Source organism: Streptomyces sp. NBC_00400, assembly GCF_036048035.1.
In the GTDB taxonomy this organism is placed as follows: domain Bacteria; phylum Actinomycetota; class Actinomycetes; order Streptomycetales; family Streptomycetaceae; genus Streptomyces.
Genome location: NZ_CP107940.1, coordinates 2,484,488 through 2,499,163, shown reverse-complemented (window position 1 = coordinate 2,499,163; position 14,676 = coordinate 2,484,488). Strand labels below are relative to the sequence as shown.

General features: G+C 71.8%; 11 protein-coding genes. 3 read left to right on the top strand and 8 right to left on the bottom strand.

The genetic code is table 11. The features are described from left to right. Window positions 1-14: 14 nt before the first annotated feature. Window positions 15-407 carry an SCO5389 family protein gene (locus OHS81_RS10830; protein WP_030080104.1) on the top strand — a complete coding sequence of 131 codons (393 nt, stop codon included), beginning with the start codon at window positions 15-17 and terminating at the stop codon, window positions 405-407. 190 nt (window positions 408-597) lie between these two features. Here the strand turns inward: OHS81_RS10830 and OHS81_RS10825 are convergent, their stop codons facing one another. After that, on the bottom strand, window positions 598-1,647 hold the full coding sequence (locus OHS81_RS10825) for an LLM class flavin-dependent oxidoreductase (RefSeq protein ID WP_328384604.1): 1,050 nt from the start codon (window positions 1,645-1,647) through the stop codon (window positions 598-600). A gap of 186 nt (window positions 1,648-1,833) precedes the next feature. Here OHS81_RS10825 and OHS81_RS10820 point away from each other — a divergent pair, with 186 nt between their 5' ends. Beyond that, on the top strand, window positions 1,834-2,181 hold the full coding sequence (locus tag OHS81_RS10820) for an ATP/GTP-binding protein (RefSeq protein ID WP_328384603.1): 348 nt from the start codon (window positions 1,834-1,836) through the stop codon (window positions 2,179-2,181). A gap of 81 nt (window positions 2,182-2,262) precedes the next feature. Here the strand turns inward: OHS81_RS10820 and OHS81_RS10815 are convergent, their stop codons facing one another. The 7 genes from OHS81_RS10815 to mce all read right to left on the bottom strand — a co-directional run bounded on the left by OHS81_RS10815 (window position 2,263) and on the right by mce (window position 13,299). Next, window positions 2,263-3,648 (bottom strand): ABC transporter permease, encoded by a 1,386-nt coding sequence (locus OHS81_RS10815; protein WP_328384602.1) that lies wholly within the window; start codon window positions 3,646-3,648, stop codon window positions 2,263-2,265. After that, window positions 3,645-4,916, bottom strand: coding sequence for an ABC transporter ATP-binding protein (locus OHS81_RS10810; protein ID WP_328384601.1), 1,272 nt, complete (start codon window positions 4,914-4,916; stop codon window positions 3,645-3,647). Before OHS81_RS10810 ends, OHS81_RS10815 begins: the two co-directional genes overlap by 4 nt. Before the next feature lie 422 nt (window positions 4,917-5,338). Further along, window positions 5,339-6,112 carry an ABC transporter permease gene (locus OHS81_RS10805; protein ID WP_088800082.1) on the bottom strand — a complete coding sequence of 258 codons (774 nt, stop codon included), beginning with the start codon at window positions 6,110-6,112 and terminating at the stop codon, window positions 5,339-5,341. A gap of 3 nt (window positions 6,113-6,115) precedes the next feature. After that, the gene (locus tag OHS81_RS10800; protein WP_328384600.1) at window positions 6,116-7,159 is read right to left on the bottom strand and encodes an ABC transporter ATP-binding protein; all 1,044 of its coding nucleotides are present in this window, start codon (window positions 7,157-7,159) and stop codon (window positions 6,116-6,118) included. A gap of 188 nt (window positions 7,160-7,347) precedes the next feature. Then, a complete protein-coding gene (locus tag OHS81_RS10795) occupies window positions 7,348-8,286 on the bottom strand; it encodes a cellulose-binding protein (RefSeq protein ID WP_088800086.1) in 939 nt (312 codons plus the stop codon). Window positions 8,287-8,399: 113 nt separating this feature from the next. Further along, window positions 8,400-12,650 carry a polarized growth protein Scy gene (scy, locus tag OHS81_RS10790; RefSeq protein WP_328384599.1) on the bottom strand — a complete coding sequence of 1,417 codons (4,251 nt, stop codon included), beginning with the start codon at window positions 12,648-12,650 and terminating at the stop codon, window positions 8,400-8,402. A gap of 208 nt (window positions 12,651-12,858) precedes the next feature. Then, the gene (gene mce / locus OHS81_RS10785) at window positions 12,859-13,299 is read right to left on the bottom strand and encodes a methylmalonyl-CoA epimerase (RefSeq protein ID WP_328384598.1); all 441 of its coding nucleotides are present in this window, start codon (window positions 13,297-13,299) and stop codon (window positions 12,859-12,861) included. Window positions 13,300-13,473: 174 nt separating this feature from the next. On the opposite strand from mce, the gene OHS81_RS10780 reads away from it, so the two are divergent. Next, window positions 13,474-14,649 carry an acetyl-CoA C-acetyltransferase gene (locus OHS81_RS10780; protein WP_328391039.1) on the top strand — a complete coding sequence of 392 codons (1,176 nt, stop codon included), beginning with the start codon at window positions 13,474-13,476 and terminating at the stop codon, window positions 14,647-14,649. Window positions 14,650-14,676: the final 27 nt, after the last annotated feature.

Below are 14,676 nucleotides of genomic sequence, written 5' to 3'. Positions count from 1 at the left end.
GAGAGGAGAACCTCATGTCGCTCGACGTCTCACCGGCCCTCCTCGAACAGGCCGAGCGAGGCGAGGTCGACGAAGCCGCATTTGTCGACTGCGTCCGGACCTCCCTGCCCTATGCATGGGGGATGATCAGCTCTCTGGTGGCCCAGCTGAAGGTGGACGGCGGAGAGTTCGCCGACAATCAGACGCCGCCGCCGGACGAGCAGGCGCGCGGCCAGCTGCTGCGCGCGCTGGCGAGTGACGCCATCCGTGGTTCCCTTGAGCGCCACTTCGGTGTGCGGCTCGCCTTTCAGAACTGCCACCGTGTCGCGGTTTTCCCGCTCGACCCGGTGGTGGACGACCGACTGGCCCGCTTCACGTCCATCCGGGGTCAGCTGCTGAACCAGTCGCCCGAACTCCGCGACTGCTGAACGACGTTGCTGCCGCTGCGCACACGGTGATGACCGCACCGTGCCGGTGCGCCAGCGGCAGCACCACTCACAGCAGGGCGACCGTTGCCTCGTACCGCTCTCTTGTGCGGCGCCCTCGCAGCAGCGCATCGCAGCAGGCACCGTCACCCCCCCCACGGCCTCCGCATGCCGTCCGCCGTACCGGGCCCGGTCACTCCAGCTGCGACAGCACCTCCGTGCCCAGCCGGCGGACGTTCTCCTCCGTCGCCGCAAGGTCGCCGGAGCCCTCGACCAGCAGCGCGAAGCGTGTGATGCCCGTACGCTCCGAGGTCGCCGCCAGCCGGTCCGCGCACAGCTGCGGCGGACCGACGGGGTGCAGCCCGCACAGCAACTCCGTATAGGCCTGCGGATCGCGCATCGCGCGATAGCGGCCGTCGACCGTCACATGGGCGCCCAGCCCCTGCCGCAGCCAGCCGGGCATCGCCTTCGTCAGGGTCTCGCGCGCGGCCTCGCGGTCGTCGGCGATCTGCACCACGCCGGCCGAGACATGCCCGGCCGCGGCCACCTCGTCGCCGTCCAGCCCGGCCTCCCGCGCGGCCGTCCGCCACAACGCGACCATCTCCGCCTTCTCCTCGTCGCCGCAGTGCATGCCCAGCAGCATGGGCAGCCCGCGCGCGGCAGCCGTGCGCACCGATGAGGGGGAGGTGCAGGCGACCACGACCGGCGGGCCCGGAGGCCCGGCTCCCGGATCGTCCGGATCGGTCAGCGCCTCGGCCGGACGCGGTACCACCGCCACTTCGCGGAACGTATAGCGCTCGCCCTGCGCGCCGACCCGGGGCTCCCGCAGCCAGCGCATCAGCAGATCGAGCGATTCCGGGAAGCCGTGGTCATACGCTTCGAGTCCGGAACCGAACACCTCCAGATCGACCCACGGACCGCCCCGGCCGACACCGAGCGTGAACCGCCCGTCGGAGGTGAGGTGCAGCAGCGCCGCCTGTTCACCGAGTGCCACCGGATGCTGGGTCGGCAGCACACTCACCGCCGTCCCGACCCCGATCCTGCGGGTCCGGCCCAGCAGCAGCCCGGCCAGCGTCGCCGCGTTCGGGCAGACGCCGTAGGGTACGAAGTGGTGTTCCGCCAGCCAGACATCGTCGAGTCCGGCCTCCTCCGCGACCTCCGCGGAGCGCACCGCGCGGTGCAGTGCTTCCCCCTGTCCCTGACCGGGGAATTGAGCGGCCAGGATGAAAGCCCCAACGCGCATCGCTCTCTGCCTCCTCGCAGCCGACGCGACTCCCCCTTACAGGCAACAACGTGTGACACGTGCCAAGGGCACGGCCTGACGCGAAATTTCCTGATGATCGCAGAATCCTGCCGAGCGGCGTCCACCCCTGACCGCGCCGCGTACGCTGGTGACAGCCCGTGACTCCGTACATATCCGAGGTGTTCTGTGTCCCCGCGCCGAAACCGCCAGCACGGCGGTGCGAAGCCCATCGACCGCACGGGCGGTGACCCCTACGGCCGGGTGGGGGCGCCTCCCGGCAGCGGCGGCTGGGAGACCACCGAGGAGTGGCGCGGCGAGGACTGGGTCGTGCGGCACGTCGGGGGCGGCGGCGCGGCCAAGCGCTACCGCTGCCCCGGCTGCGACCAGGAGATCCCGCCCGGGGTCCCGCATGTGGTCGCCTGGCCGCAGCACGGTGACGTCGACGACCGCCGGCACTGGCACAAGGCGTGCTGGAACGCACGGAACCGCCGGAGCGCGCGGCTCCAGCGGTCCCGTAACGCGCCCCGATACTAGGGCAGATACTCCCTTTCGGGGCTCAGGGCAACGTCCTGCCGGCTCCTCGCGCCCGGGGGGCGCCGGTGCGGCCGGACCGTCTCAGACGTCGCGCTTGTTGATGACCGCGTAGGCGGCACCGAGGGTGACGGCCGTCAGGCCCGTGACGATCCACAGGGGGTCCCAGCCGGACGGGCCGGAGTTGGTGAGGGTGCTGCTGAACATCACGCCGAGCTGGCTGGGGAGCGCGTACTCCAGCAGCCAGAGCTGGATGTCCTTGAGGCTCTCCGCCTGCATGAAGATCGCCAGCACCAACGGCAGCAGATAGACGCCGATCATGAGCGTGATCGCGCCCGCGGAGTGGCGCAGCAGGGCGCCGACGGCCAGCGAGAGCAGCCCGATCATGGCGACGAAGAGGCTCACCCCCACCGTGGCCTTGAGCCAGTCCGCTCCGGTCGGTTCGTTCTTGATCTCCAGGCCGCTGACCATGGAGTACTGCGCGATGGCCACCACCGTCGTGGTCACCAGGGCGAGGACGAAGCTCAGGATGAAGAAGACGATCGCCTTGGCCGTCAGGACCCGGGCGCGGGCCGGGCAGGCCGTGAGGGTGGTGCGGATCATTCCGGTGCCGTACTCGGACGAGATCACCAGCACGCCCAGCGTGATCAGGGGGATCAGGCCCATCATCATCCCGAAGGTGCCATAGCTCAGGGGCGAGTCGGGGCCGAGCGTGTCGCTGTGCCCGGCGACGACCGAGCCCGTCAGCAGGCCGATGCCCACCGTCAGGAGGATCATCACGCCCGCCGTCCAGAGCGTCGACTTCACGGAGCGGATCTTCGTCCACTCGGAGAGCAGCGTATGGCCGAGGTGGGTGGGGCGCACCGGGATGGGCGAGACATAGCCGCCCGGTCCGCCGGCGTAGGCCTGCTGGGGGTGCGGCTGGGCGGGAGGCTGCGGGGCCTGGCCCTGGGCGTGGCCCTGGCCCTGGCCCTGGGCCGGCGCCTGGCCCTGGGCCTGGAGCATCATCGTGCCCGCGTCCTTGCCCGGTCCGTGCGCGGCGAGCGGCTGCGGCACGGGCACCTGCTGGGCATGCGGGGCCTGATGGGGCTGCGGTGCCTGCTGGGCCTGGAGCGTCATGGTGCCCGCCTCTTGGGCCGGTGCGGGCTGCCCGGGGGCCTGTTGGGCCTGGAGCATCATCGTGCCCGCTTCCTTGGCGGGTGCGGGCTGCCCGGGGGCCTGTTGGGCCTGGAGCATCATCGTGCCCGCTTCCTTGGCGGGCGCGTGCTGCTGTGGCGCCGGCTGCTGCGCGGGCTGCTCAGGACCGGCGGGCTGCGCCTGGGGCGGGGTGCCCTGCTGCTGCGGTGCGGCGCCCTGCGGGGCGGCGGGCGGCATCGGGGGCGCGGCCGGCATCGGCTGCTGCTGCGCGCCGGTGTCGTGGGGTCCGCGCTCAGGCTGCGGCTGGGGCTGCGGCTGCTGAGGGCTGGTCATCGGGCGTCCTCGTGGTGCGGCGTGGGCTGGTCGGCGGGGGCGGCGGGCGGCATCGGTGCGGCGTGCTGCTGCCCGTACGGGTGAGGTGCGCCGTAGGACTCGGGTGACCCGTACGGGTGACCTTGAGCCTGCGCCGGCGGCGGATAGCCCGGTCCCGGAGCCGCCCCGGCCGCCTGCTGGGCGTACGGATCCTGCTGGGCGTACGGGTTCGGCTGCCCCTGGCCGGGAACGCCGGCCGGTGCCTGGCCCGGCTGCCCGGCCGCGTATCCGGGTCCGCCCGCAAACCCCTGTGGTGCGGCGCCCTGCGGGGTGTACCCGGCGGGGGCACCCTGCAGACCGGCCCGCTGGTCGTGTGTCGAGCGGTAGTCCACGGCGCCCTGCGTCAGCTGCATATACGCCTCTTCCAGCGACGCCTGGTGCGGCGACAGCTCCCACAGCCGGACCTCGGCCCGGTGCGCCACATCGCTGATACGGGGGAGCGGCAGCCCGGTCACCCGCAGTGCGCCGTCCGGCTCGGGCACGACCTGCCCGCCGGCCTCGGCGATCGCGGCGGTCAGCTTCTCGCGCTGCTCCGGCTCGGTGTCCGGCGTACGAACCTTGGCGAAATCGGCGGAGTTGGCCGAGATGAAGTCCTTGACCGGCATGTCCGCCATCAGCTGTCCACGGCCGATCACGACCAAGTGCTCCGCGGTCAGCGCCATTTCGCTCATCAGATGCGAGGAGACGAAGACCGTACGGCCCTCGGCCGCCAGCTGCTTCATCAGGTTGCGCACCCACAGGATGCCTTCGGGGTCGAGGCCGTTGACCGGCTCGTCGAAGAGCAGCACCTGCGGATCGCCGAGCAGCGCCGCGGCGATGCCCAGCCGCTGGCCCATACCGAGCGAGAAGCCCTTGGAGCGCCGCCCCGCGACGTCCTGCAGACCGACCACCCCCAGCACCTCGTCGACCCGGCGGGCGGGAATACCGGACAGCTGGGCGAGCGAGAGCAGATGCTGGCGCGCGCTGCGGCCGCCGTGCACGGCCTTGGCATCGAGCAGCGCGCCCACCTGGCGCGGAGCGTTGGGGAGGCTGCGGAAGGGCCGGCCGGCGATGGTGGCCCGCCCCGAGGTCGGTGCGTCCAGGCCCAGAATCATCCGCATGGTGGTCGACTTACCGGAGCCGTTGGGCCCCAGGAAGCCGGTCACCGTGCCCGGCCTTACCTGGAACGACAGGTTGTACACGGCCGTCTTGGCGCCATAGCGCTTCGTCAGGCCGACTGCCTCGATCAATTCTCCGCCCCTCGCGAGATCGTCGGGGCAGAGGCGCCCTCGTGCCCCCGTGAGGGTTAGGAGGCTATCCGGCCGTTGACGGTTCCCGTCAATTCCTCACGCTCCCGACTGCCCCGCCGCGCTCCGGATTTGCCGTCTCGCGGCTGGGCGGCTGGGCGGCTGGGCGGCTTGGCGGCTTCAGGGCTTCGGGGCTGCGCTGCTTGGTGGCTGCGCGCTCTCGCCGTTGCGCCTGCGGCCGGCGACGGGCGCCGGGGCGCACCCGCGCTGCTCAGAGACGGACGGGGCGGAACGGAACGCGGATGTGGACGCGGATGCGGACACGGCCCCGGACGGGAGGTGGCCTTCCCCGGTATGCGCCATCCGCTATCCGTCGCTATCCGTTCTCGGCTACCCGCTCGGCGCCATCCACCAGGCATGATCCGTTACGCGTCGCGCTTTTTCAGAAGTACGAATCCGCCGACGAGTGCCGCGGCCGTCCAGGCGATCATGATTGCCAGCCCGCCCCACGGGCCGTACGGCACATCGCTGTTGGCGGGCGTCACCACTTGCATGATCTTTGAACCCGCCTGGTCCGGCAGAAAGCGGCCGATTTTCCGGGTCGCCGTGACATTTCCGAGAATGTTGGAAATGAGGAAGAAGAACGGCATCAGAATGCCCAGCGAAAGCATCGGGCTGCGCAGCATGGTGGCCACCGCCATCGAGAACAGCGCGATCAGCGTCATATAGAGCCCGCCGCCGATCACCGCGCGCAGCACGCCCGGATCTCCGATATGCGCCCGGAGATCGCCCAGCACCGACTGCCCCGCGAAGAACGTCACAAAGCTGGTCGCCAGACCGACGACAAAGACCAGTGCGGTGGCCACCAGCAGCTTGCAGAACAGGAAGGTGCCGCGCTGAGGTACGGCCGCCAGCGAGGCGCGGATCATGCCGGTGCTGTACTCGTTCGACACCACCAGCACCCCGAAGACGATCATCGCCAGCTGGCCCAGCCCCATCCCGGCGAAGCTGATGTTGGTGGCGTCGAACGCCAGCCGGGCCCTGGCCGGCATCGAGTTGAAGTCGCTGCTGGTCAGGCTGCAGATCACCACACCCAGCCCCACGGTGACCACGACGGCGATGCCCAGCGTCCACACCGTGGACCGCACCGATCTGATCTTGGTCCACTCCGACCGAATGACCTGCCCGACCGCCGCCATCCGTCAGCTCCTCTTCTTCTTCTGCCAGTTTGCGCCCCAGCCGGTCGGCTGCGGTTCGCCCGGCCGTGCCCCGGCCGTCTGCGGCTCTCCCGGAGGCCGCGCCGCCGGCGACCACCCGCCGGCCTGCGCCGGCACCGGTTCGCCGCCGTGCGCGTGGTACTCCACCGACTCCGCCGTCAGCTGCATGAAGGCCTCCTCCAGGGAGGCCTGCTGGGGGCTCAGCTCATGGAGCACCAGCTGGTGTGCGGCGGCCAGTTCGCCCAGCCGCTCCGCGGGCACCCCGTCGACCTCCAGCGAGCCGTTTCCGGCCGCCACCGCCTGCATGCCCTCGGTGTGCAGCAGATCCAGCAGCTTCTCCTGCTCCGGGGACCGCATCCGGACGTAGGACCGCGAGTTCTGGTGGATGAAGTCCTTCATCGAGGTGTCCGCCATCAGCCGGCCCTGCCCGATCACGATCAGGTGCTCGGCGGTCAGCGCCATCTCGCTCATCAGGTGCGAGGAGACGAAAACGGTGCGGCCCTGGGCCGCGAGGTTCTGCATGAGCGTGCGGATCCAGTGGATGCCTTCGGGGTCGAGGCCGTTGACCGGCTCGTCGAAGAGCAGCACCTGCGGATCGCCGAGCAGCGCCGCGGCGATGCCCAGCCGCTGGCTCATCCCGAGCGAGAACCCCTTCGTCCGCTTCTTGGCGACGGTGCTCAGCCCCACGGTGTCCAGCACCTCGCCGACCCGTCTGCGGGGAATGCCGTTGCTCTGCGCCAGACACAGCAGATGGTTGGCGGCGCTCCGGCCGCCGTGCACCGACTTCGCCTCCAGCAGGGCCCCGATGTACGTCAGCGGATCCTGCAGCCGGCGGTAGTGCCTGCCGTTGATCCGGACCGTGCCCGACGTCGGGTTGTCCAGGTCGAGCATCATCCGCATGGTCGTCGACTTGCCCGCGCCGTTGGGGCCGAGGAAACCGGTGACGATACCGGGCCGCACCGTGAAGGTGAGGTGGTCCACGGCGACCTTGTCGCCGTAATGCTTGGTCAGCCCCTCGAGCTCGATCATGTACAGCACGCTAGGCCCGCTCCGTGGCCCCTGCCACCGGTGCGGGGCCGCCCGGCTGACCCCCCCCCGTACGCACCACGCCCCCGCACTACCACAGAGGCGGTACGGGGGCGCGGTCCGGACCGGTGAGGAACCTGCCTGGGGGCACCACCCAGCGTTAGCCGGGGGAGGGTCGGCGGTCCGGCGGGTCAGCGGGTCTGCTGGGCGGGGACGCCGTGCGAGGCGGTCTCGTCCTCGCCGGGGGCACCGGCCGCGGCCACCGCCGCACCGGTCAGCGTCGCCAGCATCTCGCGGACGTTGGTCAGCTGGGCGTTGATCGAGTCGCGGCGGTTGGTCAGCGCCGCCAGCTCGCGCTCGGATTCGCTGCGGATACGATCCGCCTTCGCGTTGGCGTCCGCCACGATGTCCTCGGCCTGGCGCTGCGCGGTCTCCACCGTCTGGCGGGCCCGGCGCTCCGCGTCCGTCCGCAGCTTCTCGGCCTCCAGGCGGAGCTGCTCGGCGCGGTGCTCGATCTCCGCGAGCCGCTTCTCGGCCTTGGCCTGACGCGAGGCCAGGTCGCGCTCGGACTGCTCACGGCGCTTGGCGAGGTTGGTCTCGAAGTCCGCTGCGGCCTGCGCGGCCTTGGCGCGGGTCTCCTCGAAGAGGGAGTCCGCCTCCTCGCGCTTGGACTGCGCGTCCTTCTGTGCCTCGGCGCGCAGCGTGGCCGCCTCGCCCTTGGCCTTCTCGACGATCCGGGCGCCCTCGTCCTCCGCCTTCGCCTTCCGGTCGGTGGCGAACTGCTCGGCGTCGTTACGGACCTGCTGGGCGGCCGACTCGGCCAGCTCACGGTGCTGCTCGGCGGCCCGGCGGGCCTCTTCGCGCAGATCCTTCGCCTCCTCTTCGGCGAGGCGGAGGATCTTCTCCACGCGCGCACCGAGGCCCGCGTAAGACGGTTCGGCGTCATTGACCTGCGCCTGGGCATTCTGCGTTTCGAGGTGCAGCTCCTCGATCCGCTTTTCCAGCGACGTGATGCGGGCCAGCGCGCTGTCGCGGTCGGCGACGAGCTTCGTAATGCGGTCATCCACCTGACCGCGGTCGTACCCACGCCGCACGAGCTCGAAGCCGAAGGGGGAGGAAGTGTCGCTCATGGGGTTCCTGTCGAAGAGACCGGTGAGGTGATAAGGAGAATCCTAGGGGTCATCACGGCGTGTCATCGAGTCATTGCCGGTTTGATCTGGAGAATGACCCCTCGTTTGAGTGGCTACCCTTCAGACTGCTTGCCACTCGAACGAGTTGCCCCCGCGCCCGCGGCCGCCTTCACCCCGCCGCCCTTGCCTTCCCCGTTTCCGCCGGGTGCCTCGAACGACTCCAGGGCCTCCAGAACGTCCTGAACGCGGCTGATTTCGGCGTTGATGTCCTCGCGCCGGCGCACCAGGACCTCCAGCTCCCGCTTGCCCTCGTCCACGATGCGGGCGGCCTCGTCCTCGGCCTCGCGGCGCCGCGCCTCCGCGTCGCGCACCGCCTCGGCCTTCTTGTTCTCGGCCTCCTTGATCAGGCCCTCGGCCTTCTTCACCGCCGAGATCCGGACCTTGCTCGCCTCGCTGTTGGCGTCCGCGACCATCCGGTCGGCCTTCTCCTCGGCCTCCACCTGCTGGGCGGTGGCCTGCGCGATGAGCTTGTCGACGCGCTCGCCGGCGTTCTTCATCGTCTCCGCCGACTCCCGGCGGGCCCGCTCGTGCAGTTCCTCGACCTCGGACTCGATCCGCTGGCGCAGCTCCTCGGCGCGCTCGCGGATGCCGGTGGCGTCGCGGCGGGCCTCCTCCAGCAGGGTGTTCGCGTCCGTCCGGGCCTTCTCCACCCGGGCGCTGCCGTCGGTCGTCGCCTCCGCGATGAGCCGGTCGGCTTCCTTGCGGGCCGCGCCGACCATCGTGTCGGCCTGCTCCTCGGCGGCGGTGGCGGCCTTCAGGGCCTCCTCCTGGGCCTTGGCGACGAGCTGGTCCGCCTGCTCGGCCGCGTCCCCACGGCGCCCCGCGGCGTCCTTGCGCGCCTCGTCGATCAGCCGGTCCGCCTCCTGCTGGGCGTCCGTCCGGGTCCGCTCGGCCGCCGCCTCGGCGTCCTCCTTGACCTTCGCGGACTCGCTGCGGGTGCGGGTGGCGTGCTCCTGGGCGGCGGTGACCGTCTCGGCCGCGTCCGTGCGCAGTCGGTCCGCCTCCGCGGTGGCCGTCGCGACCATGCGGTCCGCCTGCTCGCGGGCATCGGCCCGGGTGCGGTCCGCGTCCCGTTCGGCGTCCGCGGTCGTCTCCGCCGCGTCCGTGCGCAGCCGCTCCGCCTCGGTCGCCGCCTCCGACATCAGCTGGTCGGCCTGCTCGGCGGCGTCCGAGCGGGTCTTGTTGGCCGCCTCGCGGGCCTGGTCGCCGGTGTGCTCGGCGTCGAGACGGGCCTTCTCCAGCGCCTCGGCCGCCTCCGCCCGCAGCCGCTCGGCCGCCTCGGTCGCCTCCGCCACCAGGGCCTGCGCCTGCTGCTCGCCCTCGGCCCGCAGCCGCTCGGCGTTCTGCTGGGCCTCCTGGACCGTACGGTCCGCGTCGTCCTGCGCCGACGAGGTCAGCTCGGTCGCCTCGGTGACGATCCGTTCGGCCTCCGTGCGGGCCTCGGTGACCAGGCGGTCGGCCTGCTCGGCGGCGTCCGAGCGCATCCGGTTCGCGTCGTTGCGCGCCTCCGCACGGGCCCGCGCCGCATCCTGCTCGCCCGCGGCCAGCGCGTCCGAGGCGTCGGTGCGCAGCTGCTGTGCCTTCGCCGTGGCGTCCGCGACCAGCTTCTCGGCCTGCCCGGTCGCCTCCGACACCAGCCGGTCGGCCTGCTCGGCGGCCTCGGACCGCGCCGTACCGGCGTCCCGGCGCGCCGCGTCCAGGACTCCGGCCGCCTCCGTACGGAGCGCGTCGGCCTCCTCGATGGCCTCGGAAACCGCCCGCTCCGCCAGGACCTTCGCGGCCTCCTGGGCCTCCTGGGCCTCCTGCCGCGCCCGTGCGGCGTCCTGCGAGGCGCGCTCCCGCTCCTCGTAGGCGTCCTTGCGGACCCGGTCCGCCTCGTCCTGCGCCTCGGCCTTGGTGCGCTCCGCGGCATGCTCGGCCGCCGAACGCAGTCCGGCGATCTCCTCACCGGCCTGCTCGTGCAGCCCCGCGACCGCGTCCCGCACCTGCTGTGCGGTCTGCTCGGCCGCCGCCACCAACTCGCCCGCACGCCGGTCCGCTTCCTCGACCAGCCGCTCGGCTTCCTCCTGCGCCTCGCCCACCCGGGTACGGGCCGACGCCAGCAGCTCCTCGCTCTGCTCGCGCGCCGCGGTGCGCTCCTGGTGGGCCTCCTCGCGGGCCTCGCCCAGCAGCTGCTCGGCCTCCCGGCGCCGCCGCGCGGCCTCCTCCTGGGCCGCGGCCAGCGCCTGCGCCGCCTCCGCGCCGGTGCGCTCCGCGGCCGTCGCGGCCTCGGCACGCACCCGGTCCGCGGTCTCCTGCGCCTCCGACTTCAGCCGCTCCGCCTCGGCCGACGCCTCGCTGCGCAGCCGCGTCGCCACCGACTCGGCCTCGGCACGGGCCGACGAGGCGTCGGACGCGGCCTCGTCGCGCAGCCGCTCGGCCTCCTCCTCGGCCTGCTGCTGCAGCGTCCGGCGCCGCTCCGCCGACTCCGCCTTGAGCCGGGCCGCGTCCTCCTGGGTCTCCCGGCGCAGCCGCTCCGCCTCCGCGCGGGCGTCGCGCAGCGTCCGCTCGGCGGCGGTGACCTTCTCCTCCGCCTCGCCGTGCAGCCGGTCCAGCTCGGCCTGCGCTTCGGTCCGCAGCTCCTCCGCGGCCTCTTCGGCCGCCTCGCGCAGCCGCGCGGCGGACTCCTCGGCCTCGGTGGTCACCATCTCCGCGGCCTGGGCGCCCTCGGTCAGCAGCTCCTCGCCCTCCGACCGGGCCCGCTGCAGCGCCTCTTCGGCCTGCCGGCGCAGCGCGGTGGCCCGCTCGATGGCTTCCGTCCGTACCCGCTCGCTCTCCGCGACGGCGCCCGAACGGGTCTCCTCGGCATCGGCCTTGGCCTTGCCCAGCAGCTGCTCGGCGGACCCGGCCGCCTCCTCGATCTGCTGGACCGCCTCCCGGCGGGCCTCGCTGCGGATCCGCTCGCCCTCGGCGACCGCGTCCGCGCGCAGCTGCTCGGCCTCACCGCGCAGCCGCCGTGCCTCCTCCTGGAGTTCGGCGGTCTTGGCGCGGTACTCCTTGGTGTCGTCCTTCGCCGCGCCCTTGAGCTGGGCCGCGGTGTCATGTGCCTCTTCGCGCAGCCGGTCCGCCTCGGCCTCGGCCTCGCTGCGCAGCCGTTCGGCCTCCTCGGCGGCCGCCTTGGTGGTGGCCTTGGCGTCCTCCGAGGCCTTGTTCAGCACCTCCTCGGCGGTGCGGGCGGCCTTCGCCAGCTGGGCCGCGGCGTCCTCCGACGCCTGGGACCGGGCGGCCTCCTGCGCCTCGGCGATCAGCCGGTCGGCCTCCGCGCGGGCGTCCTCGCGCAGTTGCTCGGCCTCGGCCTTGAGCGCTTCGGCATCCTTGGTGGCCTCGCCGACCAGCCGGGCGATCTCCGCCTTGGCCGTACGGGTGCGCTGCTCGTTGTCCGACTCGGCCGCCGTCAGTCGCTTGGTGGCGCTCTGCTGCGCCTCCTCGACCAGCTTCTCGGCCTCGGTGCGCGCCTCGCGCAGCGCCTTGTCCGCCTCCTGGACGCGGGCCTCGGCGGTGCGGGTCAGCTCCGCGGCCTGGCGGCGGGCCTCCTCCGACTCGGTGCCGACGCTGGTACGCAGCTGCTCGGCCTGATCGGTGGCCTCCTGGGCCTGGTTGGAGGCGGCGTTCAGCAGCCGCTCGGCGTCCGTGCGGGCGCGGCGCAGGATGCTTTCCGCTTCGGTGCGGGCCTCTTCGGCCGCGGTGCCGAGCCGCTCACGGGCGCGTTCGGCCAGCCGCTGAGCCTCGTCCCGCGCGGCCGCCAGCGCCTGCTCGGCCTCCCGGCGGGACTCCTCCATCAGCCGGCGGGCCTGCGACTCCGTCCGGGCACGCAGCTGTTCGGCCCAGGCGACGTTCTCGTTGACGTGCGATTCGACGGTCTGCCGGCGCTCGTTCAGCTCCTCGTCGAGCCGCTGGCGCCGGGTGACCGCCTCGGCGTGCAGCTCGGCCTCCAGCCGGGACTGCCGCTCCGCCTGTTCCTGCAGCAGCCGCTGGGTCTGCGCCCGGGCCTCGCGCAGCTCGCGCTCGGCGTCCGTACGCAGTTGGTCCGCCTGGATCTGCGCATTGCGCAGCATCTGCTCGGCCTGATGACTGACGTTGTCGTAGGCAGGACGGGTCGCGAGGTTGCGGCGCGCCTCATGGAGCTTGGCGCGCAGCACCTCGACCTGGTAGCCGAGGTCGTCGGCGTGCTGGACGGCCTTGTCCCGCTCGCTCTTCAGCCGCTCCATCTCGGCCTCGAACTGCGAGAGGTGGTCGTCAGCCTCGTAGCGGTCGTTGCCCCGCACTGCGCGGTCCCATCCGTCCCCTGGTCATGGTGGCGGCCGTCTCCGGTCCTGCGGTGCTCGTCCCGTACACGTCACGTCGTACCGGACTTGCGCCCATCGGAGCTGACCCTTCCGAAGAAATGGTGTCAGATCATCGGCAGAGTATGGACCGAGCCCCACTCCCTTACCCCGGCCGAAGCTGCACTCTACCGGCCGGGGAAGGTGAGGGTCAGTGCTCTTCGGAGGTGGCGGGCGCCGCGGTGACGAGTTCGGTGAGCACTCCGTGACAATCCTTGGGGTGCAGGAAGGTGATCCGCGACCCCATCGAACCCGTCCTGGGCTCGTCGTAGAGGACCCGGACGCCCTTGCCGCGGATGGCTTCGGAGTCGCCGTCCACGTCCGCGGTGCCGAAGGCGATGTGATGGACTCCCTCGCCGTTCTTGGCAAGCCACTTGCCCACTGCGGAGTCCTCGCGGGTGGGCTCCAGAAGCTGCAGATACGAGGCGCCGCCGTCCGACGTCCCATTGATTTTGATCATGGCCTCCCGGACTCCCTGCTCCTCGTTGACCTCGGTGTGGAACACCTCGAAGCCATACGTGGCACGGTAGAACTCGACAGTCTTGTCGAGGTCGAAACAGGCGATCCCGATGTGGTCGATTCGCGTCAGCATGGCTCCAGTGCACCCCTCGCACGGCTGGTTACGCAACGTGCGCGCGATCACACCTCCTTGCCGGTGACCCGGCGCGTACCGCTCAGTACATTGACGGGTAACCCTCGTTAACTTCCCTGCAAAGGAAGGCCGCACCGCATGTCTGCAACGAACGGCACGAACGGCAGCACCTCAGTGATCGTGGCGGGAGCGCGCACCCCCATGGGGCGGCTCCTGGGATCCCTGCGGACCTTCTCCGGCGCCGACCTGGGCGCCGTCGCCATCAAGGCGGCACTGGACCGGGCGGGCATCGGCGGCGACCAGGTGCAGTACGTGATCATGGGCCAGGTGCTCCAGGCCGGGGCGGGGCAGATCCCGGCGCGCCAGGCGGCCGTGAAGGCCGGCATCCCCATGAACGTCCCCGCGCTGACCGTCAACAAGGTCTGCCTCTCCGGCCTCGACGCCATCGCGCTGGCCGACCAGCTCATCCGCGCGGGTGAGTTCGACGTCATCGTCGCCGGTGGCCAGGAGTCCATGACCAACGCCCCGCACCTGCTTCCGAAGTCCCGTGAGGGCTTCAAGTACGGCGCCGTCGAGATGCTCGACGCGATGGCCCACGACGGCCTCACCGACGCCTACGAAGGCATCGCGATGGGCGAGTCGACGGAGAAGCACAACACCCGTTTGGGCATCGCCCGACCGGAGCAGGACGAGGTCGCCGCGCGCTCCCACCAGCGGGCCGCAGCCGCCCAGAAGAACGGGCTCTTCGAGGCCGAGATCACCCCCGTGGAGATCCCGCAGCGCAAGGGCGAGCCGGTCGTCTTCAGCAAGGACGAGGGCATCCGCGGCGAAACCACCACGGAATCGCTCGGCAAGCTCCGCCCGGCCTTCGCCAAGGACGGCACGATCACCGCCGGCACCTCCTCGCAGATCTCCGACGGCGCCGCCGCCGTGGTCGTCATGAGCAAGGCCAAGGCCGAGGCGCTGGGCCTCGAATGGATCGCGGAGATCGGCGCCCACGGCAATGTCGCCGGCCCCGACAACTCGCTCCAGTCCCAGCCCTCCAACGCGATCAACCACGCGCTGGGCAAGGACGGACTGACCGTCGCCGATCTTGACCTGATCGAGATCAACGAGGCGTTCGCGGCCGTCGCCGTGCAGTCGGTGAAGGACCTCGGGGTGTCCCCGGAAAAGGTGAATGTCAACGGCGGCGCCATTGCGCTGGGTCACCCGATCGGGATGTCCGGAGCCCGCATCGTGCTGCATCTCGCGCTGGAGCTGCGCCGGCGGGGCGGTGGCGTGGGTGCCGCCGCGCTCTGTGGCGGCGGCGGTCAGGGCGACGCGCTGATCATTCGCGTACCGGGTAAGTAACCGAGTGCCCGTACGTACACGCGTACG

Coding starts and splice junctions, on each gene's coding strand:
- OHS81_RS10815 (WP_328384602.1), bottom strand. CDS start 3,648: ATGACCAGCCCTCAGCAGCCGCAGCCCCAGCCGCAGCCTGAGCGCGGA.
- OHS81_RS10800 (WP_328384600.1), bottom strand. CDS start 7,159: ATGATCGAGCTCGAGGGGCTGACCAAGCATTACGGCGACAAGGTCGCC.
- OHS81_RS10825 (WP_328384604.1), bottom strand. CDS start 1,647: ATGCGCGTTGGGGCTTTCATCCTGGCCGCTCAATTCCCCGGTCAGGGA.
- OHS81_RS10795 (WP_088800086.1), bottom strand. CDS start 8,286: ATGAGCGACACTTCCTCCCCCTTCGGCTTCGAGCTCGTGCGGCGTGGG.
- OHS81_RS10805 (WP_088800082.1), bottom strand. CDS start 6,112: ATGGCGGCGGTCGGGCAGGTCATTCGGTCGGAGTGGACCAAGATCAGA.
- mce (WP_328384598.1), bottom strand. CDS start 13,299: ATGCTGACGCGAATCGACCACATCGGGATCGCCTGTTTCGACCTCGAC.
- OHS81_RS10830 (WP_030080104.1), top strand. CDS start 15: ATGTCGCTCGACGTCTCACCGGCCCTCCTCGAACAGGCCGAGCGAGGC.